Origin of the sequence: Aquabacterium lacunae (assembly GCF_004310865.1) — a bacterium.
GTDB classification, from domain to species: Bacteria; Pseudomonadota; Gammaproteobacteria; order Burkholderiales; family Burkholderiaceae_C; genus Aquabacterium; species Aquabacterium lacunae.
This window is the reverse complement of record NZ_SIXI01000003.1, coordinates 111,306-138,304: the sequence shown is the minus strand read 5'-3', so window position 1 is coordinate 138,304 and position 26,999 is coordinate 111,306. Positions and strand designations below refer to the sequence as shown.

Here is a 26,999-nt window from a genome sequence, read left to right as displayed (position 1 = left end):
CATGGACCAACCGAACAACCCTTTGCAAGGCGCCACCTTGCAGCACATCGTCGAAAGCCTGGCCGACTTTTACGGCTGGGACACCCTGGGCCGCATGGTGCCCATCCGCTGCTTCACGCACGACCCCAGCGTGTCGTCCAGCCTGAAGTTCCTGCGCAAGACCCCCTGGGCGCGGGAGAAGGTGGAAGCCCTGTACGTGGAGACCTGGAGGCGCGCACGGGGCCTGTGAGCGAGAGGCGTCCAAGGGCGCATGGAACACCCTGTTGACACTGTCAACAAAATCGCCCAACATGGTTGACAGTGTCAACTGTGTGGGGTGATGCATGCAAGACAAGACCTTCCGCGAACGGTATGGCCCCTGGGGCGTGGTCACCGGAGCGACCGACGGCATGGGCCGGGCCTGTGCCCAGGAACTGGCCGCCAAGGGCCTGCACCTGGTGCTGGTGGCCCGGCGTGTCGAACGCCTCATCGCGCTGGCCAACACCCTCCAGGCCGCCCATGGCGTGCAGGTGCGTGTGGTGGCGGCCGACCTGTCCACCGACGCGGGCCACCTGCAGCTGATGGCCGGTGTGGCCGATCTGGAGGTGGGCTTGCTGGTGGCTGCGGCAGGGCATGGCAGTGCCGGCCCCTTGCTCGACCAGTCCCTCGACAACGAGCTGGACATGGTGCATGTCAATGTGCGCGCGGTGCTGGCGCAGGTCTGGCACCTGGGCCGGGCCATGAAGGCCCGTGGCCACGGCGGGGTCGTGCTGTTCGGCTCCTTGCTGGGCTTTCATGGCACCCCGGGCTCGGCCAACTACGCCGCCACCAAGGCCTACGTGCAGTCGCTGGCCGAGGCCCTGCACGTTGAGTGGCGGCCGCATGGGGTGGATGTGCTCTCGTGCGCGCCGGGGCCCGTGCACACGGGCTTTGCCGCGAGGGCGCGCATGCAGATGGCCCAGGCGGCCGACCCGCAGGCGGTGGCCCGGGCCACCCTGAAGGCGCTGGGTCGTCAGAGCACGGTGCGACCAGGGTGGCTGGCCAAGGTGCTGGGCTGGTCCCTGGGCACGGCCCCGCGCGGACTGCGTGTGCGCATCATGGGGCAGATCATGCAGGGCATGACCGCCGACAGGGGCCCGGCATGAGGGCCGGGTCATGGGGGGCGGCCGTCGGGCTGTCGCTGGCGGGGCTGGCCGGTTGTTCGCATGCCCCCCGCGACGATGCATCAGCGGCCTGGCTGGCCCAGGCCCGTTTCACATCGGTTTCCTCGGCGACGGCCGACGCTGCTGACGCTGGCGATGCGACCTCGCGGGCGCAGCCCGTGCCTGTCCGCGACGATGCCTGGTGGCGTGCCGTGGGTGGCGCACCGCTGGACCGCTTGGTGCGCTGGGGCCTGGCGCGCAACCACGACGTGGCATTGGCACTGACCCGCGTGCAGGAAGCCAGGGCAGGGGAGGTGGCGCAGGGGTCGGCCCTTTGGCCCACCTTGTCCTTGCAAGGCGCCCGTGCCACGACGGCATCCGACTTGCCGGCGCCCGTCAAGCAGGGGCGCCCCGACACCCGAGCGCTGCAGGCGTCGCTGAACCTGGATTGGGAGCTGGACCTGTTCGGGCGGGCTCAGGCCGCCCGTCGAGGTGCCGCCCAGGACGTGCTGGCCAGCGAGGCCGGTGTGGCCGGGGCTCGCCTGCTGTTGATGGCCGAGATCAGCCGGCAGCATGTGCTGCATCGGGCCGCAGCGCAACGGCAGGAGGCCCTGGGGCGACTGACCGAGGCTCAGGCGGGGGTGGTGCAGGCCCTGACACGGCGTGCCGCCGAAGGGGAGGAGTCCCTGCTGGCGGTGGACGCGGCCACGGCTCGCCTGGACGAGCTTCGCGCGCAGCAGCGGCAGCTGGACACCCTGCAGGCGGCCACCCGCGGGCGGCTCAAGACCCTGGCCGACGTGACCGATGCCGAGCTGGCCGGTTGTCTGGACGCCTCGGTGCAACTGCCCTGGGACCACCTGCCGCCACCCGTGCCGTCGGGACAGGCGGTGACCTTGCTGGAGCGCCGGCCTGACCTCATGGCCGCCCGCGCCCAATGGATGGCCGAACAGGCGCGCAGAGCGTCGGCCGAGGCCGACCTGCTGCCACGTGTGTTCCTGAGCCTGGTGACCGGTCGCCAGGACTTGCGTCTCAATGGCCTGGACCTGTCGCCCGTGAGTTTTCACGAGTCTGCACTGGCCTTTGCCTTGCCCCTGTTCAATGCAGGCCGCATCAGGGCGGGCATCGAGCGCCAGGACGCCCTGCTGCAACGCGCCGAGCTCCGCTATGCACAGGCTGCGCGCCAGGCCTTTGAAGACGTCGAGGTGGCGCTGGTGGACGCCCGCCAGTCGGCCCGTCGCGCGCAAGACCAGGCCCGTGTGCTGGCGGCGCGAGAACGTGCCGCCCAGCGTGCGGCCCACCTGTATGCCGAGGGCCAGATTGCCCAGCCCGAGCGCCTGGCCCTGGTGCAGGCCCTGGAGGCTGCGCGCCTGGCCCGCATCGACGCGGTCGAGGCGGCGTGGCTCTCCCACATCCAGCTGCAGCGTGCCCTGGGGGGTGGTTGGCCAACCCACCCCGCCAAGGCCGATGCGGCCGCTGTTCAATCCTTGCCTTCGGAGCCTCAGCCATGAAGCCCCCTGTCCATTCCCTGATCCGTTGGGGCAGCCTGGCGCCACTGGCCCTGCTGGGCGCCTGCCAGCCCACCACAGCGCCCACGGCCACCGTGCCCGTGGTGTGGGTCAGCCTGGCCACGCCGGTGGCCGACACAGACGCCCGCGTGTTTCCTGCCGTGCTCGTGCCTCGCATCGAAAGCCCGGTGGGTTTTCGGGTGGGTGGCCGTGTGGCCATGCGCCTGGTGGAAGCCGGCCAGCAGGTGCGTGCGGGCCAGACCCTGGCCGAGCTGAACACCGACGACCTGGTCACCGGTCAGCAAGCCGCGCGGCAACAGGTGCTGGGCGCCGAGACGGAACTGGCCCAGCTGCAGCAGGATGAAGCGCGCCTGGCCCGGCTGTCGGTCGATGGGTCGGCGCCTGCGGCCGAACTGGAGCGACAACGCACCCGGGTGCGCGCGGCTCAGGTTCGGCTGGAGGCAGCGCGACAAGGCGAACAGCTGGCGGCCAACCGCGTGGCCCATGCGGTGCTCAAGGCGCCGTTCGATGGGGTGGTCCTGCAGGTCATGGCCGATGTGGGGCAGGTGCTGCCCGAGGGCCAGGCCATGTTCATGCTGGCCCGCAGTGGTGAAGCCGAAGCCGAGGTTTTCCTGCCGGAGGACCTGGCGGCCCAGGCGCGACAGGTGGCGGCCCAGCTGGTCCTGACCGGGGGCTCGCCCACCTCGCACCAGCCCATGCCATTGACCGTGCGCGAGGTGGCCCCCATGGGGACGCCTCCCACGCGGCAGGTGAGGGTGCGCTACAGCCTGGCCGTGCCTGCTGGCCAGACCCTCCCATGGCGCTGGGGACAGACCGCCGAAGTGCGGTGGCCGGCTGCCTCCAGTGGCGTGGCCATGGCCGTGCCGGCCGGTGCCCTGGTGCTGCGGGACCAGGCGCCCCATGTGTGGGTGGTGAGCCGCCCTGACAACCGTCTCGTGCGCCAGCCGGTGGTGGTGCGCCGACACACCACCGACGGGGTGGTGGTGGACGGCGTGCCCAGGGGCGCCCGTGTGGTGTCGGTGGGGGCGCAGAAGCTGGTGGCTGGCACCTTGGTGGCGCCCCGTGAGCGCAGCCACACGCACCTCGAGGTGTCGACGGGCTCGGGGGCGCATCCATGAACCCGCGTTTCAACCTGTCGGCATGGGCGGTGTCGCACCCGGCCATGGTGCTGTTCCTGATCATCGCCACCCTCGTCGGTGGCGTGGCCTCGTTTTTCCAGCTGGGTCAGTCGGAAGACCCGCAGTTCAACGTGCCCTCCATGACGGTGGTCGTGGCCTGGCCTGGTGCCACCACGCGCGAAATGCACGACCACGTCATCAATCCCATCGAACAGGCCTTGCAGGACATCGGGGGCATCGACAACATCCGCAGCTTCTCGCGACAGGGCTACGGTGGCTTGACCCTGTGGATGAAGGGCCGCCAGTCCAGGGCCGAGCTCGAAGCCATCTGGTACCAGGCACGCAAGAAGGTGTCCGACATCCGTGGGCAATTGCCCCCCGAGATCCGTGGCCCTTTTTTCAATGACGAGTACACCGATGTGTACACCACGCTCTATGCGCTGCAGTCTCCCGACCTGGGTGGGGCCGAACTGCAGGAGCTGGCCGAGCAACTCAAGCGGCGGCTGCAGTCGGTGCCCGATGTGGCCAAGGTCAACATCCTGGGCAAGCAGCGGCAGCAGGTGCTGGTGACCTTCTCCAGCCAGCGGCTGGCTGCGCAGGGCGTGTCACTTCAGTCGATCATGCAGGCGCTGGCCCGCCAGAACCAGGTCACCCCGTCGGGCTTTCAGGAAACGGCGGAAGACCGTGTGCACGTGCTGGTGTCGGGCGGCTTCCGACGCTGGGAAGATGTCCGTGACGTGCAGGTGCCTGTCGGGCCCCGGGTGGTTCGGCTGGGCGATGTGGCCACGGTCGAACCTGGCTACGAAAGCCCCCCCACCTTCACGGTGCGCCACCAGGGGCAGCCCGCGCTGGCCATCGGGGTGACCATGATGCGCCAGGCCAACATCCAGCACCTGGGAGAGGCCTTGCAGCGCGAGGTGACCCAGTTTCAGCGCAATCTGCCTCAGGGCGTGACCCTGAGTCGCTACGCCGATCAGCCCAGCGTGGTCAAGGCCTCGGTGTGGGAGTTCGAGCGGGCCTTCCTCGAAGCCCTGGCCATCGTGCTGGCCGTGTGCTTCTTGTTCCTGGGGTGGCGCACCGGCATCGTGGTGGCCGCCTCCATCCCGCTGGTGCTGGGCCTGGTGGCCATCGTGATGCACCTGATGGACTGGAGCCTCGACCGCATCTCGCTGGGCGCCCTGATCATCGCCCTGGGCCTGCTGGTGGACGACGCCATCATCGCCGTCGAGATGATGGTGGTGAAGATCGAACAGGGATGGGACCGCGTGCGGGCAGCCACCTTCGCCTACACCTCCACGGCATTTCCCATGCTCACGGGCACGCTGGTCACGGTCGCCGGCTTCATGCCTGTGGGCTTTGCCAAGTCCACCGCAGGGGAATACGCTGGCGGCATCTTCTGGATCGTGGGCCTGGCCCTGATGGTCTCGTGGCTGGTGGCGGTGGTGTTCACGCCTTACCTGGGCGTCAAGCTCTTGCCTGCCACGCTGGGGCATGTCCATCAGGACCCGCATGACCGGCCCATCCTGCGTCGCCTCCGTCGGTGGGTGACGGTGGCTGTGCAGCGCCGCTGGTGGGTGCTGGGGGGCACAGGTGTGGCCTTTGTGCTGGCCTTGGTGGGCATGGGCTGGGTGCAGCAGCAGTTCTTCCCCACGGCCTCGCGCCCGGAGTTGCTGGTCGAACTGCGCCTGCGCGAGGGGGCCGCCTTCCAGGCCACCGAGGCCGAGGTGCGCAAGCTCGAGCAGCTGCTGATCAAGGATCCCGATGTGGCCTTCTTCACGGCCTACACCGGGGCGGGCTCGCCACGCTTTTACCTGTCGCTGGCCCCTGAGCTGCCCAACCCCGGGTATGCCCAGTTCGTGATCATGACCCGCGACCTGCAGGCCCGTGAAGCCGTGCGCGCCCGACTGATGGCACTGTTCGAGCGCAACGAGCTCTTCCCCGCCTTGCGCGGGCGGGTGGCGCGGCTGGAGTTCGGGCCACCGGTGGGCTTTCCGGTGCAGTTCCGTGTGGTGGGCCCGGATGTGAACGAAGTGCGCCGCGCAGCCGAGGCCGTGCGGCAGGTGGTGGCCCGCAGCCCGCTGGTGCGTGACGTGCAGCTGGACTGGGGCGAGCAAGCCCGCGTGCAGCGGGTGCAGCTGGACACCCACAAGCTGGCGCAACTGGGGCTGGCCAGCAGCGACGTCAGCCAGGTGCTGCAGACCGTGTTGCAAGGTGCACCGGTCACGCAGATGCGCCGTGGCGAAGAACTGGTGGACGTGGTCGTGCGGGCCGAAGGGGCCGAGCGGCTGCGGCTTGAACGCCTGCAGGACATCCAGCTGGTGTCGCCGCAGGGCGGCTCGGTCTCGCTGGCCCAGGTGGCCCGGGTGGAGTCGGGCTTCGATGAGCCGGTCATGCAGCGGCGCAACCGCGAGACCACCATCACGGTGCGCGCCGACCTGGTCGATGGGGTGCAGGGGCCGTTTGCCTCGGCCCGCATCGCACCGATGCTGGAGCCCATCCAGCAAGGGCTGGCAGCGGGGCATCGCATCGAAGTGGGCGGTGCCGTCGAGGAAAGCAGCAAAGCCAACCAGGCCCTGTTCGTGGTGTTCCCGGTCATGTTCCTGGTGATGCTGTTTTTCCTGATGGTTCAGCTGCAGAGTTTCTCGCGCATGTGGCTGGTGTTCCTCACCGCCCCGCTCGGACTCATTGGCGTGGTGCCCGCCTTGCTGGTGTTCCAGTCACCTTTCGGCTTTGTGGCCCTGCTCGGTGTCATCGCCCTGGGCGGCATGATCATGCGCAACTCGGTCATCCTGGTCGACCAGATCGATCAGGACATTCAGGCCGGCGAGCAGGCCTGGGCGGCCATTGTCGATGCGACGGTTCGCCGCGCACGTCCCGTGGTGCTGACCGCTGCTGCAGCCATCCTGGCCATGATCCCGCTCAGCCGCAGCGTGTTCTGGGGGCCCATGGCCATTGCCATCATGGGTGGCCTGGTGGTGGCCACCGCGCTCACGCTGGTGTTCGTGCCCGCGCTCTATGCCGCCTGGTTCAAGGTGGCGCCCCCTCAAGAAGGAGAAGTTCGTTGAAGACCTCTGCCATTCGCGCCTTTGGCGCCCTCTGCATGACCCTGGCCACGTGGGGTTCGGTCCAGGCCCAGACGCCGTCCGATCGACCCCAGTTCTGTGTGTGGGACATCCTGGGCAAGTCGGGTGATGTCTACAACCTCGTGCTGGACCACAGCCTGCACATGGCCCGTCTGGGCATGCCCTTTGACTTGCGGCCTTACACCGACGAACGGGTGGCCATGGAAGACTACCGCGCCGGCCAGTGTGCAGGCCTGGTGGTCACGGGCTTTCGTGCGCGTGTGTTCAATGCGGTCAGCGGCTCGATCGACAGCATGGGCTCGGCCCTGGTGGTCAAGGCGGGCAAGGTGGACATGGCGGCCAGTCAGGAGGTGCTGCGGCGTGTCATCACGGCCTTGTCCAGTCCGCAGGGGGCCCGACTGATGCGCGAAGGCCAGCACGAGATAGGGGGCATGCTGCCCGTGGGCGCTGCATACCCCATGGTCAAAGACCGTACCGCCACCCGCATCGACCAGCTGGCAGGCAAACGCATTGGCGTGTTCGATCAGGACCGGCCACAGGCCCTGTTGATCCAGCGATTGGGCGCGCAGCCCGTGTCCGTGGACATTGCCAGCGTGGGCACCAAGTTCAACAACGGTCTGGTGGACATGATCCACCTGCCAGCCATCACCTACAAGCCGTTCGAGCTGGGCAAGGGCATGGGCACTCAGGGGGCGGTGATTCGCGTGCCGGCCATGTTCCCCACCGTGCAACTGGTGTTCCGGGCCGATCAGTTGCCAGCCGGCTTTGGCGAGGCTTCACGCGCCCATTGGCTGGCGCAGTTTGACCGTCAGGTCCAGAACATCCAGAGGGCTGAAGCGGGCATTCCGGGCCGTGCGTGGGTCGAGGTGTCTCCCGAGGTGCTGCCCGCTTATGTCGACGCCTTGCGCCAGGGCCGACTGATGGGCGCGCAGGAGGGGCTGTACGCGAAGCGCACCCTCAACCTGCTGAAGAAAGCGCGTTGTTCGGCCAACGCCGAAAACGCCGAGTGCGCGACGCCCTCCGAAGTGGATTGATGCCGCGCAGCGGGCAATCAGTGCGCGGTGCCTGTCAGCAATGAGCGCATGCGCGCCATGATGTAGGCAGGCACCTGCGGCGGCACCCCGGGCGCGAGGTCCAGGTGCCGCACCGCGCTCGATTGCAGGATCGAGGCCAGGCCGTGCATCGATGACCAGATCATCATGGCGTCCAGATCGACCTGGGCTTGCACCTCGGCGCCCTCGCCATGCATGGCCTGGAGGTCACTGCGCAGGATGTTGAAGGCGTGCAGGGCATCGCGCACCAGCCCCACCTCTTCAGCCGGTTCGGGCCAGGGGGTGCCGAACATCAGCCGGTACTCAAGTGGGCGCTCCATCGCGAACTGCAGGTAGCGGGTGCCCAGGCAATTGAGGTCCTGGTCAGGCGATGGTTGCTTGTCGCGGGTGTCCAGGAAGCAGGCGAAGTCCTGAAAGCACTGCCGGATCACTTCGGCCAGCAGGTGGTCGCGAGACGGGAAGTGCCGGTAGGGCGCCTGGTGCGAAACCCCCAGACGCCGAGCCACTTCTCGCAGGCTGAGCCGTTCCACACCGTGCTCGGCGATGGACTCCCGCGCTGCCTGAAGGCAGGCGTCCTTCAGCCCGAGGTCTTCGTCTTTCGCGTGTCCCATGGCGGTGGATTCAAGGGCTTGGCCGGTTGGCGTTTGATCTCGCAATTATCCGTCAGGACCTCAAGGTCGGCACCTTGGAGTTGCCCGGGGGCGTGTCCACGGTTTGTGCAAGCCCGTGCGCTGTGTGCGTGGCACGCCGTGCGCCTGATGTGTCTTGCAGGCCCCTAGACTTCGCAGAAAGGAGCCCACATGCGCAAGATGCACCAGCCCAGCCTTCTGGACCCCACCGAGCACGCCGAGCATGCCACGGTGGCTTCCCTGGCGTCGGGTGCCTGGGCGCCCACGCGCGAGGCCGCTCTGGCGCGGTTGGCCCAGGTGCACCCCGGTGCCTACGCCCGCACACGCAATGCGCTGAATGGCGCGGTGTCGGGTCTGTCGCCCTACATCACGCACGGGTTCCTGAGCCTGCACGAGGCACTGGCCAGGGTGCATGCACGGCACCCGCTGGACGTGCAGCACAAGTGGGTGTACGAACTGGGCTGGCGGGCCTTCTTTCACCACGCCTGGGCGCACCGTGGACAAGGCATCTTCCAGTCCATTCACGAAGGCCCCTTGCCCGATGCCGCCTACGTGCGCGAGCTGCCTGCCGACATCGTGCAGGGCTGCACGGGCGTGCCGGTGATCGACCAGGCCGTGCGCACGCTGTACCGCACAGGCTACCTGCACAACCACGCCCGCATGTGGCTGGCCAGTTACGTGGTGCATGTGCGCAAGGTGCACTGGCGCGCGGGGGCCGACTGGCTGTACGCCCACCTGCTGGACGGTGACCTGGCCAGCAACCACCTGAGTTGGCAATGGGTGGCCGGCACCGGCAGCCACAAGCCTTACCTGTTCAATGCCGAGAACGTGGCCCGGTACGCACCTGCCGAATGGCACAGCCCGGGCACCGTGATCGACACCGATTACGACACGCTGGACCGCATGGCGCGTCACGTCAGGCCACTGCAGCCCTTCACAGGCCAGCGGCGTTTCGACCCGGTGGTTGAGCCCCTGCAGCCGCCCGACCTGATGACCGCTCCTCCGACTTCCTGGGGCTTTGCGCCCCCCGATGCGCAGGCCGTGGCGGGTCGCGAAGTGTTCCTGGTGCACCCCTGGTGCCTGGGCCCCTTGCCCTCGGTGGTGACGGCCGACACGGTGGTGGTGGCGATGTGCCTGTCGGAGTTCCACCAGGCACGGCCCTGGAGCCCGGTGCGATGGCAATTCGTGGGCGAGCGCATGGCCGGGCTGACCCCGCTGCGCTGGCATGGCAGCCTGGCCCAGGTCAAGGACGCGCTGCGCGGTGCGCGCCGTGTGGTGTCGGTGACCGATCCGCACCTCAAGCCCTGGCTGCCGACACTGGCCGACTGCCTGCCGCCCACGGCATTGTTTCCCCACGTGGCGCGCCCTTGCCATTCGTTCTCGCAATGGTGGCGCGAAGCCACGCGGGGCATCGACAGCGTCGATGCCCTGCTGGCAGCATGAAGGGTTGCATCCAGCCCACGAGGCTCCCATACCTTAGGGCTTGTGGTCACCTGGGCAGGTCCTGAGAATCGCGCACTTTTCGTGTCCGATTCTGGATCGACCCCATGACCACACTTTTCTGGCTCGCCGTGGCCACCTTGCTCACCGTGGTGGGTGATTACCTCATCAAGCTGGCTGCGTCCGGCGCTGGCCTGAACTCCTGGCAGTTTGCACTGGGTGCCTTGTGTTATGGCTCTCCAGCCTTCGCCTGGTACCTGCTGATGCAGCAGCACAACCTGGCCACCGTGGCCGTCTTCTATTCGGTGGCCACCCTGATCATCGTGGCGGGTCTGGGGGTGGTGGTGTTCAAGGAGCCCTTCACCTGGCGTGAAGGCGCAGGCGTGGCCCTGGCCCTGGCGGCCGTGCTGGTGATGAATGTGGGGCGTGAGGCATGAGGCGCCACAGCCAGCCGGCTGAACTGCGTTCCGTGCTGATCATGGGCTTTGGCAACATCGCTCAGGCCTTGTCGCCCCTGTTGCGTCAGTGCTTTGCTCAGATGCCCGTGCACGTGATCGACGAGCGCATGGCGCCCGACCAGGTGGCTGTGGCACAAGCCCATGGCTTTGGCTGGCAACAGGCCCGCATCGAGGCGCACAACCACGAAGCACTGCTGACCCCCTGGGTGGGCCCTGGCGCGCTGGTGCTGAACCTGGCCACCTCCATCGACAGCCTGACGGTGTTGAGCTGGGCGCAGGCCCGTGGGGCCTGGTACCTGGACACCTGCATCGACCCCTGGGCCTACCAGGACGGCGAACTGGCCGACGGCGCCAACACCAACTACCGCATGCGCGCGGCGGTGATCGATCGGCAGCAGGCCCAGCGCGCGGCCACGGTGCCCATGCCCACGGCCGTTGTGGCGCATGGTGCCAACCCCGGCATGGTGTCCATCTTCGTCAAGGAAGCCTTGTTGCACATGGCCCGGCTGCACCTGCCGGTCAGGGCGGCTCCGGTGGGGCGCCGCGAGTGGGCCCTGCTGGCCGAAACGCTGGGCGTGCGTGTGATCCAGGTGTCCGAGCGCGACACGCAGTTCAGCCCGCAGGCCCGTGCCGCGGGCGAGTTCCAGAACACCTGGTCGGTCGATGGCTTCGTGGCTGAAGCCCTGCAGCCGGTGGAGATGGGCTGGGGCACACACGAAGTCCATGGCCCCTGGGCGCAACGCGTGCATGGCCATGCCCAGGGTGACCGCAGTGGTGTGTATGCCGAGCAACTGGGGGTGCACACCCGCGTGAAAACCTTCACCCCATTGGCCGGTGAGGTGCGCGGCTGGCTGATCAGCCACAACGAGGCCTTCTCGATCGCGGCCTGGCTCACGTTGCAGCACGGCGATCAGGTGCACTACCGGCCCACGGTGTACTACGCCTACCACCCTTGCGACCAGGCGGCGGACAGCCTGCAGCTGCTGGCCGATGGCAGCCGCGATGCCGTGACGCACACCCGTGTCCTGAAAGACGAACTAGTGGATGGCGTTGATGAACTCGGCGTGTTGTTGCTGAGTGACCGCTACCCCGCGTGCTGGTACGGCTCGCAGTTGTCACTGGCGCGAGCCCGTGAACTGGCGCCACACAACAATGCCACCAGCCTGCAGGTGGTGGGCAGCATCATGGGGGCGGTGCACTGGTTGCTGCAGAACCCCATGGCAGGCATTGTCGAATCGGAAGACCTGGACCACACGGTGCTGATGCACCATGCCGCGCCGTACTGGGAGCCGCTGGTGGTGCGACACTTCGGGTGGCACCCTCGGGGGGGACAGGCCAGCCAGGACGCTGGGCGCTGGTGTCTGGATCAGTTCCTGGACTGATGCCGCGAGGGCATCGCTGCGCGACAATGAGGGCCATGAGCATGCCCGACGTTTCTTCATCAGCGGACACCGACCCCAAGCCCACCCCACCCGAGCCGCCAGATTTCGACGCCTGCTGCGGCAATGGCTGTGACCCGTGCATCTTTGACCTGCACGACATGGCCATGGACGACTACCGCAAGGCCCTGAAAGCCTGGGAAGCGCGTCAGGCCCCACCGCCTGCTCAGGGCTGACGGGCCTGGGCATGGTCCAGTTCACACGCATGCTCTGGCTGTTGCTGGTGGCCCTGCTGGTCGGTCAGGCGGCCCGTGCCGACGTTCAGCCCCTGCACCTGACACAGGCCGAGGTGGTGCAGCAAGTGCTGCCGCGTGAAGTGCCGCCACCGATGGTGGTGGACAGCCGCCAGTTGCCTGGCGCTTGGCAGCCCGTTCAACTGCCGCATGCCCAGCCCCATGCCATCGTGGCCCAGGCATCGGCCGCCTTGTCTGGGCCGCAGACCACGGCCGTGACCTGGTACCGGCTTCAGGTGCCCGCCACAACCTGGGCGGCTCAGCCGCTGATGCTGTACGGCGCCAGGGCCAAAGGCTATGGCCCGGTGGCGGTGTATGTGGACGGCCGGCTTGTGGCGCAATGGCAGCTCGACGGGGTGCAGTGGTACTGGGCCCCGTTCTGGCTGACGGTCGACGGAGGGCAGCGGCATGCCGCACCCCGCGAGGTGCTGGTGCGCATGGCGCACCCGGCCCACACCCGCACGGCCCTGGCCTCGCTGTGGCTGGGGCACCCTGACAGCATCCGCTGGCGCTACGTGGCGCGCCAGTGGCTGCAACTGCAGGTGCCAGCCATGGGCGCGGGCGCCTTTCTGGCCGTGGGGCTGTTTGCTCTGTTCGTGTGGTTGCGCAGCCGGGGCGATGTGGCCTTCCTGCTGTTTGCCGTGCTGGCCGTGGCATCGTTCATCCGTGGTCTGCACTATTACGTGGACCTGGTCGTCAGTGACGATCTGCTCGGCTGGCTCACCGTGAACTCGCTGTTCTGGCTGATCGGCGCGGTGCACCACCTGCAGATGCGCTTGCACCAACGCACCATGCCCCGGCTGACGCGGGTGCTGCACATCATCATCGGTACCGTGTTCGTGGTGTCGCTGCCCGTGTTGCACCACCTGCCCAACACGCCTGATTTTTCCCCACTGGTCTACGTGCTGGCCATGGTCACCAGCCCGCTGGTGGCTTACGCGGGCTTCCGACTGTCGTGGCGACGCTCGGTGGATGGCATGCTGGTGGCCCTGGCCGTGATCATCGGCACGCTGTTCGGCTTCAACGACTGGGCCATTCAGAACAACCTGCTGGGCGCTGAAAGCTGGTACCTCGGCCCCTACGCCAACATCCTGAACTTTGCACTGTTCTGCACCATCATGTTCCGACACTACATGCGTGCGGTCGACGGGGTGCGCGAATCGAACGTGCTGCTGGGGCAGAAGCTGTCCGAGCGCGAAGCCGAATTGCGCCTGAGCTATGAACGCCTGCGTGACATCGAACGTCAGCAGACCCTGCAGACCGAGCGTCAGCGCATGATGCAGGACATGCACGATGGCCTGGGCTCGGCCTTGCATTCGGCCCTGCGTGCAGTGGAGCATGGCCGCTTGAGTGCGCCCGACGTGCTGGACGTGCTGCGCGGCTGCATCGACGATTTGCACCTGGCCATCGACTCGATGGACCCGGCCCACGCCGACCTTCAGTTGCTGATGGCCACCTTGCGCCACCGGTTGGGCCCGCGCCTGAAACAGGCGGGCCTGACGCTGGACTGGCAGGTGCATGACCTGCCCGAACTGCAGGGCCTGGAGCCTCGCAAGGCCCTGCACATCATGCGCATCGTGCAGGAGGCCCTGACCAACAGCCTCAAGCACTCCGGTGCCGACCGCTTGACCCTGGTGTCCGAAGTCACGCCACATGACGTGCGCATCCGGATCCGCGACAATGGGCGCGGGTTCCAGGTGAAGACCGATCAGTCTGTGCTCGGCCGTGGCCTGCAGAACCAGCAACGGCGCGCGCAGGCGATTGGTGGTCGGGTGTCCTGGCAATCAGGGCCCGAAGGCACCGAGACCCTGTTGTGCATTCCCTTGACCCCTGGGCCTGGCCCGGATGAGCAGACCCCGTGAGCGAGAACCACGTGATCCATGTGGCGGTTGTCGATGACGACGCCCGTTTCATCCAGTTCGTTCTGGAGGCACTGGCCACCGAGGCCGACATGCAGGTGGTGGCCTCGGCACCCACCCTGGCGGCGGGGCGCAGCCTGCTGGAGCAGCCACGGCTCGACGTGCTCGTGGTCGATCTGGGCTTGCCCGACGGCTCGGGCATCGAACTGATCCGCGATGCCTCCAATCGCCGGGCGGGGCTGGAGGTGCTGGTCAGCACGGTGCTGGGTGACGAGCAGAGTGTGTTGCGCTCGTTCGAGGCCGGTGCCACCGGCTACCTGCTCAAGCAGCACGATGCGCAGCGCCTGCGCGATGACATCCGCATGCTGCACATGGGTGGCAGCCCCATCAGCCCGCTGATGGCGCGCAAGTTGCTCGGCCGCTTTCAGGTCCGAGACGAGACTCCGGTGCTGCGTGAGTCGGCAGTCTCGCCCAAGGGCGGTACTGACGAAGCAGCCCTGTCGGCCCGTGAGCACGAGGTGTTGCTCTACATCACCAAGGGCTTCACTGCCGAAGAAATCGCGGGCCTGATGGGCCTGTCGCACCACACCGTGCAGACCTACATCCGGCGCACTTACCGCAAGCTGAATGTGCGCTCTCGGGTGGAAGCCATTTTCGAGGCGCGTGTCAGCGGCCTGATCCCCTGAAGCATCGAGACTCAGGGCCGCTGCAGCGGTTTCAGCCACTGGGCGCCCTGCGCCTTCCATAGCGCTTGCCAGCCCGCTTCGTGCTCAGCCAGAGGCAGCACTTCGACCACTGGGCGCCATCCGGGTGGGAATCGGTTCGCGAAGGCCTGTGCCACCGATGGCGGCACGACCTGATCACGCCCGCCCACCAGATGGCGCTGAGAGCGACCCTGCAAGGCCCCCGTGCGGTCGGCCGGGTCGAAGCTGTCGCGCTGTGGGCTGAGCCGGTGAAGGGACACCCAGTGGGCCAGGTCGATGTTGCCTGCCACGGTGACCAGGTGGGTCACGTCAGCGCGCTCGCTCATCAGCAAGGCAGCCAGCGTGCCGCCACCGGAGTGGCCCACCAGCGTCAGCGTGCGCGCACCGAGTCGGCGTTTGATCTCGTCCAGCGCCTGATGGCTCAAGCGCAGCGCTTCGCTGCCTTGCCGTGCAGAGGTCCACAGTGCCACCGGGCAGCCCGTGTGTGCCGCATCGACATACTGGCAGGGCCGTGCCAGCCAGGCACGCGGTGTGTCGGACGGGTGCACGCGGGCCAGGTGCAGCGCCAGCGGATGGGTGGGGGTGGGATCGTCCGATGGCCAATCGGCCGTGCGCCACGCCAGCCCATCACCCTCGATGTACACCACCAGGTGGGGCGCGGCGTGCGTCGGTGCAGGCAGGGCGGCCACCATGGGCCGTGCTGTGGGCAGAGATGTCCAGACCAGGCCGGCGTGTGCGGCCTGGTCTCGGGCGTTGGCCTCCCGCTCTGCAGGTGTGGGCACGGAGGCGCAGCCTGCCAGCACACTCAGCATGCAACAGGCCGCCAGCACGGTGAGCCGGCGGGCTGGGATGAAAACGGGCCGTGAACTCATGCCCGTCTTTCTACCTCATCAGGCCGAGGCCTTGAACACACGGATGGCGTCGGCCAGCCGGTTGGCACGCTCCTGCAGTGCGCGGGCGGCTTCGGTCGATTCCTGCACCATGCGCGCGTTCTGCTGGGTGGCATCGTCCAGTGAGGTCACGGCATTGTTGACCTGTTCGATGCCGCTGATCTGCTCGCCTGAGGCCGTGCTGATCTTTTCGATCAGCGCGGTGACTTCACGCACCTTTTGAACAATTTGCTCCATGGCTTGTCCGGCGTCGTTCACCAGGGTGGCGCCGGCATCCACACGCTCGACGCTGCTCTGGATCAGGTGCTTGATTTCCTTGGCCGATTCGGCCGAACGTTGCGCCAGGTTACGCACTTCGCCCGCCACCACTGCAAAGCCGCGCCCCTGCTCACCCGCCCGCGCAGCTTCTACCGCGGCGTTCAAGGCCAGGATGTTGGTCTGGAAGGTGATGCCGTCGATCACACCGATGATGTCGGCGATGCGGCGTGAGCTCTGGCTGATCTCGTCCATGGTCGAAACCACCCGCGCCACCACCTCGCCACCCTGGCTGGCGGCCTGGCTGGCCTGGTTGGCCAGGCTGGAGGCCGAGGTGGCATCGGAGGTGCTGGCCCGCACGGTTTGTGTCATCTGCGTCATCGACGAAGCGGTTTCCTGCAACTGTGCAGTGGCCACTTCGGTGCGTTCGCTGAGGTCCTGGTTGCCCCGGGTGATTTCTTCACTGGCCTGGCGCACCCCCATGACCTGTCCGCCCACATCATCGACCAGCGAGCGCAGGTTCAGCCCGCTCTGGTTCACGGCGCGCATCAGCATGCCGATCTCGTCCACACGGTTGAAATGCAGGTTTTCGCCGGCCTGGCCTGCGGCCACGGCCTGGGCCTGAGCCAGCACCTGCTTGAGCGGTTGAACGATCTGCTTTTCCAGCAGCCAGGTCTTGAGCACCGTGCCGGTGATCATCACGGCCGCCAGCTGCAGCAGGCCCTGCTGATCCAGCCCGATGGCATGCGCGGCCACCAGGGCCACACCGACCACACCGAACAGGGCCAGACGCAGTCGCCAGCTCAGGGGCAGCACCTGGCCGATCGAGCGCCAGCGCTGCCAGCCGGTGTGCACGATCAGGCCGCGGTGGAAGGTGAGGTGGCTCGACTCACCGCTGCGGATGCGCGCGTACAGGCGCTCGGCCTCATGCACCTCGTCACGCGTGGGCTTGGTGCGCACCGACATGTAGCCGACCACGCGGCCCTGTCGGCGCACGGGGGTGGCATTGGCGCGCACCCAGTAGTGGTCACCGTCCTTGCGCCGGTTCTTGACCAGGGCGGTCCATGACATGCCAGCTTTCAGGGTGGCCCACATGTCGCGGAAGGCCTCCTGCGGCATGTCGGGGTGGCGCACCAGGTTGTGCGGCTGGCCGATCAGCTCGGCCGCCTCGAAGCCGCTGACCCGGATGAACGCCTCGTTGGCGTAGGTGATGTGACTCTTCTCATCGGTGCTTGACATCAAGGTCGCACCTTCTGGGAACTCGTATTCCTGCTGGGTGACCGGGTGATTGACTCGCATGGGATGTCCTCGAGGTCTGGATGAAGGGTGGAAAGCTGCTTATTCGGACACCCCCTCATCGGCTTGAGCGTGATGGGCGTCACAGTCTTCGTGATCAGTTTTTGTCCATTGTCTGACTGGCTTTCGGTGCCTTTTGTCCAACTTCAGCGGCAGGCCTGCATGAAAAAAGGCCCCGAAGGGCCTCTGGAGAATGAGGGTGTGGATCGTGTCAGTGGGTGTCGGCCTGGAAGGCGCTGATGGCGCCCATCAGGGCACTGGCCTGCTCCTTGAGGTTCACCGAGGCGGCGGCCATTTGCTCGACCAGTGCAGCGTTCTGCTGGGTGTTGCGGTCCATGTCGCTCACGGTGCGGGTGACGCCGTTGACGCCCTCGGCCTGTTCCCGGCTGGCGGTGGTGATTTCGCTGACGATGCGCGTGACCCGCTCGATGCGCTGCACCACATCCCCCATGGTCTGGCCCGCCTGATCGACCAGGGCACTGCCGGCTTCCACCCGTTCCACGCTGGAGCCGATCAGCGTCTTGATGCTGCGCGCAGCTTCGGCCGAACGCCCCGCCAGGCTGCGCACTTCACTGGCCACCACCGCGAAGCCTCGGCCTTGTTCACCCGCCCGCGCGGCCTCCACGGCCGCATTGAGGGCCAGGATGTTGGTCTGGAAGGCAATGCCGTCGATGGTGCCAATGATGTCGGCGATGCGCCGCGAGGTGTCATGGATCTCGCGCATGGTACTGACCACATCGCCCATGACCTGCCCGCCGTGCTGGGCGGCTTCGGTGGCCAGGCTGGCCAGTTCGTTGGCTTCGCGTGCGCTGTCTGCATTGACCTTCACGGTCTGGCTCAACTCTTCCATGGTGGAAGCGGTCTGCTGCAAGCCACTGGCCTGACGTTCTGTGCGCATGGACAGATCGGCATTGCCGCTGGCGATCTCGCTGCTCGACTGCGCCACGCCCTCGGCGTTATGCCGCACTTGCCCGATCACCTGGCCGATCTTGTCCATGAAGCGATTGAAGCCTCGGCCGATCGAGGCCAGTTCGTCCTGACCGTTCTCCGACAGGCGCACCTGCAAGGTGGCCTGGCCATTGGCCAACCGGCCCATGGTCTGGCTGAGCTGGCGCAGGGGCTGCAGGAAGTGGCGCACCAGGGCCACCATGGCCACGGCCGCCAGTGTGCAGGCCAGCAGGGCTGCCAGTGCCGCGGCAGCGAGCAACGCGTCAGCTGCAGCCATGGCTGTTTGCTGCGGGTAGGACACACGCACGGCCCAGGGCGCGGTGCCAGGCAAGACCATGACAGGCTCGATGCGGTGCACCCAGCCATGCGCGTCGGTGTAATGGAAGGGCTTGCCTGCCTGGATGTGCGCCAGCGCTTTCGCGGGCAGGTCTTCTGCCTTTTTGGCCAGCAGGCTGGCCTGCGGTGCCGCCACATACACGCCGCCAGCCGACAGCAGCGACACCTGACTGTCGGGCAGTGGTTTGAGAGCCGACACCCGGTTGGCCAGATCCTGCAAGGGCAAGTCGGCTCCTGCCATGCCCAGAAACTGTCCGTTCACCAGCACAGGCGCCGCCATGGTGGTCATCAACACCTCCTTGCCCGCCACCGGGTACAGGTAGGGCTCGATCAGGGCGTTGCCGCGTGTCTTGCGAGGGATGTCGTACCAGTCATTGGCGCCCGCCTTCTCGTAGTCGAGCAATGGCTCCACGCCGATCTTGCCAGCCCCTCGGTTCCAGTAGGCAATGTACCGACCGGTGGCATCGTGGGCCGGCGAGTGGTTGACGAACTCGGCATCGCGACCGTCCAGGGCATTGGGCTCCCAGATCGAGTACACGCCGATGAACTCGGGCCTGGCCTCCAGCACCTGCCGGGCCATGGCGTCAAGCTGTTCGCGACTGGGGGGATGCCCCGAGGCCTTCATGCCCTGAAACGCATCGCCCAGTGCCCGCACGGCACTGTGGCTGCGACCCAGTTCGGCCGACACCTGCGTGGCGGCTTCACGGGCGGCCAGCATGACCTGCTGTTCGGCTTGCGCATGGGCCGCGCCATAGGTCTGCCAGCCCAGCACGGCGCTGGTGACCGTCACGCACAACACGCACAAGGCCGTGGCTGCGACGCTGAGTTTGGTGGTCAGGGTGAAGTGCCTCAGCCCGTGGGCCCCACGGGCCCCGCCCTGGTCAGGCTGCGGGGACACCTGGCGGTGGGAGGGGAAAACTGCGTTCGACATCACGACTTCCTGCAAACTTGAGACCGGCACCCTGGGCCGGTCTCTGTGAATCTGGTTTATCGGATGAACGAATTCACGCTGTAGCGTTTTTTGTCAAACGCGGACAAGGCGCCTCGGCTGGCTGCAGGTGTGACGCGTTGTCATGGAGGGGGCTCCTCAGGTCAGCAGGCGCCGGTACGCGCTTCATTGACCACGGCATGGCACTCGCAACTGCGCTTTTTCAGCCCCATGTCCAGTGGGTGTCCCCCAAGGGCATTCACTGAGACACGCTGGACGCCTCCGCACCGAGGCGCCATTGAAGGGGTGATGGGCTGAGCGCATGGGCGAGATCCGCGTCATGCGTGACCCAGAGCGTCGCTGTGCCTTCGGGTGCAAGGGCCTTGTGCAACATCTCGCATGTGGATTGCTGTGTGACTGGGTCGAGCCTGGAGGTCGGCTCGTCGGCAAACAGAAACACGGGCCGGGCACACAGGGCTCGGACCACAGCCACCCGCTGCAGCTCTCCGCCTGACACCTGCGTGGCGGGTCGATCCAGCATGGGCTCTGCCACACCGCAGTCATCCAGCCACTGCAGCACCTGTGGCCAGGGGGTGCCATGCCGACGCGCCACCTCTTGCAGGTGATGCTTGAGGCGCTGGTGGGGGGCGAACGACTGCACCGGATCCTGGTAGAGCTTCTGAAAGGCGGTGGGAGCCAGGCCAGTGGCGCGCAGCACGCGCCCTCGGTGCGGAGGCAGCAGGCCCAGCAAGGTGTCACCCAAGGTGCTTTTGCCGCAGCCGCTGGGCCCCTGAATCACGTGGCGATCACCGGTGCGCCACTGCAGGTTCAGGCCTTGTCGCAGGATCCGGTGGCCTCGGGTGATCACGAGGTTCTCCGCGCGCAGCACCGTGGCCGAGCCGCTGGCTTGTACGGCCTGTGCAGGTGGCTGCGGGCGCGGCCAGCGAGACGGCGCTGCATCCAGCCACTGGCGTGTGAAGGCTTGTCGGGGCTGTGTCAGCACCTGCTCTGTGGCTCCGTGTTCGACCACTTGCCCGTGCCGCATCACCATCGTCTGCCCGGGCAGGGCCTGGGCCAGTCGCAGGTCATGCGTGACCACCACCACCGAACCGCCGCGGTCCATCAGGGCTTTCAGCTGAACGATGAGGGCCTGGATGCCTTCGGGGTCAAGGCCTTTGCTGGGTTCATCGGCCAGCAACAAGCTGGCACCGCCCGCCAGGGCCAGTTGAGTGGCTGCGCGTTGGGCCATGCCCCCGGACAGTTGCCAGGGTCTCAGCGAGCAGGCGTCGGTGAGTCGTGCCCGCTTCAGGGCGTCCAGGTTGTGTGATGGCCGCGTGCTGGCAGGCAGCTGGGCCACCCAGCGATGAACGGCGTCGAGTTGCTGGTGCACGGAACGCAAGGCATCGAGCGCGCGGGTGGGCTCCTGGGGCAGCAGGCTCAGCTGCCGTCCCCACTGTGCGCGCCGGCCCCGGGCATCGGCAGCCGATGAGGCCTGCCCCTGTATCAGCAAGTTCCCTTCTGCCCTCAGTCCCTCGGGGAGCAATCCCATGATGGCTTGCAGCAGCAGTGACTTGCCCGCGCCGCTTTCGCCGATCACGCACAAGGCTTCTCCGGCTTGCAGTGCCAGATCGATGGGCGGCATGAGGCAGTGGGCAGCAGACCACACGCTCAGGCCGTGGGCTTGCAGCACAGGCAGGGAGACGGGCCGCAGAGTGGGTGTCGGTGTGGGCATCAGCGATTACCTCCTGGCGGCCCGACAGCGGCGTTGCTGCTGTCGGGCCGAAGCAGCAGCATGGCCAGCACCAGCAGGCACAGCCAGGCCACCGGAGCCGCCATGAGCCAGGGCGCTTCTTCGTGATGGGGCAGCGCTTCGGTCATCAGCAGACCCAGTTCGGCGGTCGGCGGGTGCAGCCCCACCCCGATGAAGCCCAGCGCTGCCATGGCCAACACCGCCTGGGCTGTGCCGAGGGCCAGCAAGGTGCTCAGCAGTGGTGACAACGCTGGCCACAGGTGATGCCGCAGCGTGTGCACCATGCCCAGACCCAGGAGCCGGCTGGCCTGCACGCCTGGCCCGGCCAGCACGGGCCGAGACACGACCGTGCACACACGGTAGGGCTCGACCCACAGCACGAGCGTCAGCCCGGCATACAGCGGTGCGTGCTCACCAGGCGCCAGGGTGGAGACCATGAGCACCAGCAGCAGCCCAGGCACCGACAGCACGGTGTCGGCCACCCCGTCGAGCAGGCTGGCAGCCCCATGGGGTCGCCAGGCGGCCAGCACACCCAGCGAGGCCCCCACGGCCACAGCGGTGAGGCTGGCCAGCAAGGCCAACCCCATCGACAACCGACTGGCGTGGCACAGGCGTGCCAGCACGCTGCGGCCGTACACGTCGGTGCCCAGCCAGTGCATGGCATCGGGCGGACGCAGGCTCTGGCTCAGGTCCTGGGTGTGCGGATCAAGGCCCACCCAGTGCGGGCCAAAGGCTGCACACACGGAGAGCATGGCCAGCAGGCACCAGCCAGCCCACTGTGTCCACCGGCGGCCAACAGCCATGGGGGTCATGTGGAGGCCCTTCCGTGGAGGCTGGCCGGGTGTCCGCGCGCATCCAGTTGTTGACAGAGCAGGTCGACCGCTGTGCGCACCCCCACGAACAGCAGGGCCATGCACAGCGCACAGCCCTGGATCATGGGGACGTCTCTCGCGAAGACCGCGTGCACCAGGGCATGGCCAATGCCTGGCCATGCGAACAGGCTTTCAACCACCACGGCACCTTCGAGCAACCACACCGTTTGCACGCCCAGGTGGCTGAGCACAGGGGCTGCGGCATGGCGTGCATCGTGTTGCCAGGCGACCTGCGCTTCGCTGAGGCCACAGGTGCGCGCAAACTGATGCGAGGGCAGGCTCACCGCTGCCAGGACGGCCTGCCGTGTGACTTGTGCCAGGCTGGCCGCCAGTCCCAAAGCCAAGGTGAGGGCGGGCAGCACACCGCTCATCTCGCCAGCCATGCCGGCCACGGGCAGCACGCCCCAGTGCACGGCCACCCACAGCATCAGGACCACCGCCAGCAAAAATGGTGGCAGGGCCCGCAACAGCACGCAAGCGGCCATGCCCAGCCGGTCGGTGAGGCTGCCAGGATGGCGACCCGCTTGCCAGCCCAGAGGCAGGCCGATGGCCAGTGCGGCCAGCAGTGCCGTACCGGTCAGGCTCAGTGTGGCGCCCAACTGGTGCTGAAGCTCAGCCCACACCGATCGGCCTGACACCCATGAATGCCCCAGACCTTGCTGCAGCAAGGTCAGACACCACTGAAGCCAGGCCTGCCAGACGGGCAGCGCCAGCCCCAACTCTTGTCGCACCGCGTCGGCGGCTGCCACAGTGACCAGGTCGTGACCATGACGACCCGCGGCCACCCGCATGGCCACATCACCGGGCAACATCCACACCATGGCCCAGCTGAGGCTGACCACCAGGGTGCACACGGCCAGCGCGGTGGCCAGTCGCTGGAGCATCAGCCGGGTCATGCACGCCACCTCAGGTCCGTGAGCCGATGGCTTCGCTCCAGCGGGTCGAGCACCAGCCCCTTCACCCGCGGGCCCACAGCCACCTGTTGCCGCACCCAGCACACAGGCACCACCGGCAGCTGGGTCTGCAGCACGGTGCTCACCTGGTGTCGCAAAGCCTGAGCACGCGCCTGCGGCAAGGGCTCACGCACCAGTTGTTCAAGTGCGCGCACCATCCCCCCATCCGTCCAACCCATGGCGCCCCAGTCGCCACCTTGCGGGCCGAAGTCACGCAGCAGGGTGCCAGCGGGGTCGGGCAAGCTGCCGTACAGCCGTGCGATCAGGGCCATCTCCAGACTGCCGTCGCGATGGCCCAGGGGAATGTCTCCGCTGTTGCCGATCTGCACGCGCACTGGCACCCCCAGGGCCTGCCACTGGGCCTGCAACGCGGTGGCGATCAAGGGCAACTCAGGGCGATCGGGGTAGGTGCGCAGTGTGAGTTGCAGGCGGCCATGGCGAGGGTGTTGCCACGTTCGATCGTGCATGCGCCACCCTGCCTGGCGCAGCAACTCACGCGCACCCACAGGGTCATGCCGCAGCGGTGGCAGGTCGGCGAAATGCCAGTCGGGCAGGCTGGGCGGCAGCAACTGCGTGGCTGCCATGTCGGGGTCTCGCAGCAGAGCGCGCGCCACGCCCGTGCGGTCCAGCGCCAGGCTCAAGGCCTGGCGCACACGCAGGTCTTGCAGGGCCGGGTGGGCGCTGTTGAGCTTGAGCACCACGGCACGTGGCACTGTGACCGCGAGCACGTTCAGTCTGGGGTCGCGCCTCACGCGTGCCAGGCTGACCGGGTCCAGCCCGTGGGCCACGTCAGCCTGCTGGCCCAGGGCCATCAAGGCCCGCGTCTCGGCCCGCCCTGCAGCCAGATAGTGCACCTGCCTCACCGCCTGAGGCGGGGCCTGGTGCCGCCATGAGGCTGCGGCTTGCAGCGTCAGAGACTGCGGAGGTGCGTAATGCACAACCTCGTAGGGGCCTGTTGCGATCAGGCGCTGAACAACCCCTTTCGCGTCGTAACTGTCGGGCGACAGCACCAGGGTGGTGGGGTGCGTCAGCCAATGGGGCAGGCTGTGGAGCGGCTGCATGAGGTGCAGATCGACCACGTTGGATGCGGCAGCCTCCAGGCGTGCAATGGGCAGGCAGCTGAGCATGCCCGGAGGCGTGCGGGCCCTTTCCAGCGCCTGCACCACATCCTGCGCGCGCACCGGTTGGCCGTGGTGAAACTGTGCCCCCGGGCGCAGGGTGAAGCGCCAGCGCAGACCATCGGACGACACCTGCCACGCCTGGGCCAGTCCGGCCTTCAGCCGCCCCTGAAGGTCGGTGTCGACCAAGGTCTCTGCCACCTGCAGGCGCACGAACAGGTGGCCACTGCGCAGCGGTGACAGCCCGCCCACTTCCCAGGGCGCCACCAGTTGCAGTGTGCGCTCGGCGGTGGCCCAGGCTTGCTCTGTGCCCAGGGCAGCCAGCGTGGGCAAGGCGCCCAGGGCCTGCCTTCTCGACAGGCCCCAGGGGCTCAAGGCTTGGGTGGTCACAGCTTGACGTTCACCGACACGAACAGCGCACGACCTGGACCCGGTGAGAACATGGGCTGATGCTGTCCGGCAGGCCACCAGAAGTTGTCATACCAGACGTATTCGTAGGCGCGGTCGGTCACGTTTTTGACCTGCAGGTCCAGGCTGACCTGGCGGCTCAAGGCGTAACCGGCGCGCGCATCCAGCAGTGCGAAGCTGCCGAAGCGGCCCTGGCGGTTGGCGTTGTCGATGAAGTACTTGCCTTGCGAGCGAGCCTGCACCCCCAGTGTCAAGCGATCGGTGGCTTTCAGGTCCGCCCCCAGGTTGCTGATGTGGCGGGGTGTCGAGATCACCTCATTGCCGTCCAGCACCACGCCGTCCACCGTGCCACGCCGAACCTTGGCCTGTTGAGCCGAGTGAGAGGCCCACACCTGCAGGCGTTCGGTGGGGCGTGCGCTGACCTGCAGGTCCAGGCCTTGGCGACGCGTGCTGCCCAGGTTCACCGTGCTGCCGATGCTGGGCATGTTGGCCACTTCTTCCGGAGAATCCTGGCGCCACAGGGCCACGCGAGCCTCGGTGCGGTCGAGGGGCTTGAACTTCACGCCCAACTCCTTGCCGGTGTTGATGGACGCTTGGAAGGCCTTGACCCCGGGCCGCATGTAGGCGGGGTCGCGCGAGCCAGTCAGGGCCTGGAAGGTCTGGCCCCAGTTGGCGTACACACTGGTCTTTGCGCTGGGGCTGTACACCACGCTCAGCTTGGGCTGCTCGATCCAGCCATAACTCTGAAGCGGGTACTCGGCTTGCGCGCTGTTTTGCAGCACTGTGTTGCCCGAGAAGCGGTCCACGCGCAGTGCAGGCACCACCTTCCAGTGGGCGTCAGGCCGCCACACGGCCTGCACGTAGGCGCCGACGTTGTTCAGCGTGTAGTCGTCGTCATTCTGGATGAACGCTGGCGTCACATCAAACTGCGTGGGCACGCTGTGATTGAAGCGCACGCGCCGGTAATGGTTGTCCTGGCGCTCGACATTCAGCCCGCCCTCCAATTGCCATTGGGCATTGGCGCGCCAGGTCAGGCTGCTCACCCAGCCCAGCTGTTCTTCCTGCCATTGGCGGCGTTGCCGTGGGCCGTTGCCCACCGGGTTGCTGGTGAAGGTGATGCGGCGGTCGTCGTCGTAGGCATTGAGGTACAGGCGGTTGCTCCAGAACAGCTGGTCGGTGGCCTGCCAGTCCAGGTGCAAGGCCGCCTGGTGCATTTCGCGGTCGCTGCGGTCATTGGCATTTTTCGCAGGCGACTGCGCCCTGTCTTGAGCCAGTTCAGAGGCCGTGAGGTAACCAGGCTCCAGTGCGTCGTGCTGGTAGGCGCGCAGCACCAGACCCGCCTTCAGGCCCTGTGCAGGCAGGCTGTAGAACCATTTGCCACTCAGCGAAAGTTTTTCTTGCTCGCTGTGGTCGCGGTGCCCGTCAGAGGCCTGGTGGGCCAGGGTGTAGTTCTGTGACCAGTTGCCGGCTTCATGCCCCAGGGCCAGTTGCACTTCGCGGGTGTTGAAGCTGCCCACGGTCACGCGACCTTCCTGATACTGACCACCCTGGCGGGTGACCATCTGGAAGTTGCCGCCGATGTTGTGAAGCCCATGGCGCGGGTCGTTCGTGCCCCGCACCACCTCGATGTAGTCGAGCTCGATGGGGAAGATCATGTCGATGAAGCGTTGGTTGCCGCTGTTGACATTGCTGGGCACACCATCGATCAGCACCTTGATGCCATTGAGGTAGCCCTCGCCATTGAAGGCCCGGAAGGTGGCTTTGCCCGACTCGGCCCCCATGCGGGTTTCGGTCATTTGCAGGCCGGGCATCAGGCCGAGCAGTTCCCAGCTGTTGAGCACGTTCTGGTGCTGCAGTTTGTCCGCGGTGATGACGTCGACCGAGGTCAGCACGTTGCGGGTGAGCAGGGCACCTGTGCCACTGCGGGCCGTGACCTGGATGTCACCCAGCACCTGGGTGGATTCGTCGGCAAGCACGGAGGCAGGGAGCAAAGGCCAGGCAGCAGCCATGGCCAGGGCGATGTGAGAGTGTTTCATGGGCGTAAACGCAGGCGCGACCGCACTGGCCCCTGGTGGGGCCAGGACACGCACCTGACCGAGGATCAGGCACCGGGTATGGCATGACAGTGCATGGCCACGCACGGCAAAGGCGACGTCAGGCCCGCATGGGGCTGACGGTCGCAGACAGGGCCCTCCAAGAGGGCAGAGCGCGTGTCAGGTGGAGGCAGGGGGCGCTCTGGCCCAAGCCAGACGCCAGGCTTGTCGCCCGGGCCCGATGGGCAGGGCGACGGCTGTTCGGCTGGTCGATGTCAGCAGGGCAGGCGGTGCCTGCAGTGACGGTGCACCCAGGACTGCATGCGCCAGCACCGTGCACCAGGCGCACTGGCTGTGGTGCGACTCGTCGTCGGGGCCATGATTCTCTGTGTCGGTTGCAGCGCCGGCGTGGGCTGCGGACTCCGCCGACAAGGTGGTGTGTGGCCACAGATCTGCCACGTGCTGGGCATGGTGCCACGGCACGTTGAGCACCGTGTGCAGCCACACGGTCAGCAGCAAAATGAGGGATGGGCGGTGGCGCATGTGATTC

The 26,999-nt window shown here is 67.2% G+C and carries 22 protein-coding genes; 12 read left to right on the top strand and 10 right to left on the bottom strand.

What is annotated here, in order from left to right:
- Position 1: 1 nt before the first annotated feature.
- From EYS42_RS08040 to EYS42_RS08015, 6 genes are all read left to right on the top strand, one after another.
- The gene (locus EYS42_RS08040) at positions 2-229 is read left to right on the top strand and encodes a VF530 family protein (protein WP_130967609.1); all 228 of its coding nucleotides are present in this window, start codon (positions 2-4) and stop codon (positions 227-229) included.
- 94 nt (positions 230-323) lie between these two features.
- On the top strand, positions 324-1,124 hold the full coding sequence (locus tag EYS42_RS08035) for an SDR family NAD(P)-dependent oxidoreductase (RefSeq protein WP_130967607.1): 801 nt from the start codon (positions 324-326) through the stop codon (positions 1,122-1,124).
- Positions 1,121-2,629 carry a TolC family protein gene (locus tag EYS42_RS08030; protein WP_130967605.1) on the top strand — a complete coding sequence of 503 codons (1,509 nt, stop codon included), beginning with the start codon at positions 1,121-1,123 and terminating at the stop codon, positions 2,627-2,629. The genes EYS42_RS08035 and EYS42_RS08030 overlap by 4 nt, the downstream gene beginning before the upstream one ends.
- The gene (locus EYS42_RS08025; protein ID WP_130967603.1) at positions 2,626-3,765 is read left to right on the top strand and encodes an efflux RND transporter periplasmic adaptor subunit; all 1,140 of its coding nucleotides are present in this window, start codon (positions 2,626-2,628) and stop codon (positions 3,763-3,765) included. The genes EYS42_RS08030 and EYS42_RS08025 overlap by 4 nt, the downstream gene beginning before the upstream one ends.
- Complete coding sequence (locus EYS42_RS08020; protein ID WP_130967601.1) at positions 3,762-6,830, top strand: efflux RND transporter permease subunit; 3,069 nt, start codon at positions 3,762-3,764, stop codon at positions 6,828-6,830. The genes EYS42_RS08025 and EYS42_RS08020 overlap by 4 nt, the downstream gene beginning before the upstream one ends.
- Positions 6,827-7,882 carry a putative solute-binding protein gene (locus EYS42_RS08015; RefSeq protein ID WP_130967600.1) on the top strand — a complete coding sequence of 352 codons (1,056 nt, stop codon included), beginning with the start codon at positions 6,827-6,829 and terminating at the stop codon, positions 7,880-7,882. The genes EYS42_RS08020 and EYS42_RS08015 overlap by 4 nt, the downstream gene beginning before the upstream one ends.
- 17 nt (positions 7,883-7,899) lie before the next feature.
- On the opposite strand, the gene EYS42_RS08010 is transcribed toward EYS42_RS08015, so the two are convergent.
- A complete protein-coding gene (locus EYS42_RS08010) occupies positions 7,900-8,511 on the bottom strand; it encodes a TetR/AcrR family transcriptional regulator (RefSeq protein ID WP_130967598.1) in 612 nt (203 codons plus the stop codon).
- Positions 8,512-8,700: 189 nt separating this feature from the next.
- Here EYS42_RS08010 and EYS42_RS08005 point away from each other — a divergent pair, with 189 nt between their 5' ends.
- The 6 genes from EYS42_RS08005 to EYS42_RS07980 all read left to right on the top strand — a co-directional run bounded on the left by EYS42_RS08005 (position 8,701) and on the right by EYS42_RS07980 (position 14,644).
- Positions 8,701-9,972, top strand: a complete 1,272-nt coding sequence (locus tag EYS42_RS08005) for an FAD-binding domain-containing protein (RefSeq protein ID WP_130967596.1) — start codon at positions 8,701-8,703, stop codon at positions 9,970-9,972.
- Positions 9,973-10,076: 104 nt separating this feature from the next.
- On the top strand, positions 10,077-10,406 hold the full coding sequence (locus EYS42_RS08000) for a hypothetical protein (protein WP_130967594.1): 330 nt from the start codon (positions 10,077-10,079) through the stop codon (positions 10,404-10,406).
- Positions 10,403-11,809 (top strand): saccharopine dehydrogenase NADP-binding domain-containing protein, encoded by a 1,407-nt coding sequence (locus EYS42_RS07995; protein WP_130967592.1) that lies wholly within the window; start codon positions 10,403-10,405, stop codon positions 11,807-11,809. Before EYS42_RS08000 ends, EYS42_RS07995 begins: the two co-directional genes overlap by 4 nt.
- A 35-nt stretch (positions 11,810-11,844) precedes the next feature.
- A complete protein-coding gene (locus EYS42_RS07990; protein WP_245503562.1) occupies positions 11,845-12,042 on the top strand; it encodes an oxidoreductase-like domain-containing protein in 198 nt (65 codons plus the stop codon).
- Between the two features lie 29 nt (positions 12,043-12,071).
- Positions 12,072-13,961, top strand: coding sequence for a sensor histidine kinase (locus EYS42_RS07985; protein WP_165456675.1), 1,890 nt, complete (start codon positions 12,072-12,074; stop codon positions 13,959-13,961).
- The gene (locus EYS42_RS07980) at positions 13,958-14,644 is read left to right on the top strand and encodes a response regulator transcription factor (RefSeq protein ID WP_245503561.1); all 687 of its coding nucleotides are present in this window, start codon (positions 13,958-13,960) and stop codon (positions 14,642-14,644) included. The genes EYS42_RS07985 and EYS42_RS07980 overlap by 4 nt, the downstream gene beginning before the upstream one ends.
- An 11-nt stretch (positions 14,645-14,655) precedes the next feature.
- On the opposite strand, the gene EYS42_RS07975 is transcribed toward EYS42_RS07980, so the two are convergent.
- The 9 genes from EYS42_RS07975 to EYS42_RS17475 form a co-directional block, all read right to left on the bottom strand.
- Positions 14,656-15,534 carry an alpha/beta hydrolase family protein gene (locus EYS42_RS07975; protein ID WP_165456674.1) on the bottom strand — a complete coding sequence of 293 codons (879 nt, stop codon included), beginning with the start codon at positions 15,532-15,534 and terminating at the stop codon, positions 14,656-14,658.
- A gap of 18 nt (positions 15,535-15,552) precedes the next feature.
- Entirely contained in the window at positions 15,553-17,106 is a 1,554-nt protein-coding gene (locus EYS42_RS07970) for a methyl-accepting chemotaxis protein (protein WP_130967586.1), read from the bottom strand.
- Between the two features lie 208 nt (positions 17,107-17,314).
- Positions 17,315-19,318, bottom strand: coding sequence for a methyl-accepting chemotaxis protein (locus EYS42_RS07965; RefSeq protein ID WP_130967584.1), 2,004 nt, complete (start codon positions 19,316-19,318; stop codon positions 17,315-17,317).
- Positions 19,319-19,574: 256 nt separating this feature from the next.
- On the bottom strand, positions 19,575-21,047 hold the full coding sequence (locus EYS42_RS07960) for an ABC transporter ATP-binding protein (RefSeq protein WP_130967582.1): 1,473 nt from the start codon (positions 21,045-21,047) through the stop codon (positions 19,575-19,577).
- On the bottom strand, positions 21,047-21,868 hold the full coding sequence (locus EYS42_RS07955) for an ABC transporter permease (protein ID WP_245503560.1): 822 nt from the start codon (positions 21,866-21,868) through the stop codon (positions 21,047-21,049). The genes EYS42_RS07960 and EYS42_RS07955 overlap by 1 nt, the downstream gene beginning before the upstream one ends.
- Positions 21,869-21,873: 5 nt before the next feature.
- Positions 21,874-22,833 (bottom strand): ABC transporter permease, encoded by a 960-nt coding sequence (locus EYS42_RS07950; RefSeq protein ID WP_130967579.1) that lies wholly within the window; start codon positions 22,831-22,833, stop codon positions 21,874-21,876.
- Positions 22,830-24,398, bottom strand: a complete 1,569-nt coding sequence (locus tag EYS42_RS07945; RefSeq protein ID WP_130967577.1) for an ABC transporter substrate-binding protein — start codon at positions 24,396-24,398, stop codon at positions 22,830-22,832. The genes EYS42_RS07950 and EYS42_RS07945 overlap by 4 nt, the downstream gene beginning before the upstream one ends.
- Complete coding sequence (locus EYS42_RS07940; protein WP_130967576.1) at positions 24,395-26,452, bottom strand: TonB-dependent receptor; 2,058 nt, start codon at positions 26,450-26,452, stop codon at positions 24,395-24,397. Before EYS42_RS07940 ends, EYS42_RS07945 begins: the two co-directional genes overlap by 4 nt.
- A 177-nt stretch (positions 26,453-26,629) precedes the next feature.
- Positions 26,630-26,992: a DUF2946 family protein gene (locus EYS42_RS17475; RefSeq protein ID WP_165456673.1), complete on the bottom strand. Its 363-nt coding sequence runs from the start codon at positions 26,990-26,992 to the stop codon at positions 26,630-26,632.
- Positions 26,993-26,999 lie beyond the last annotated feature (7 nt).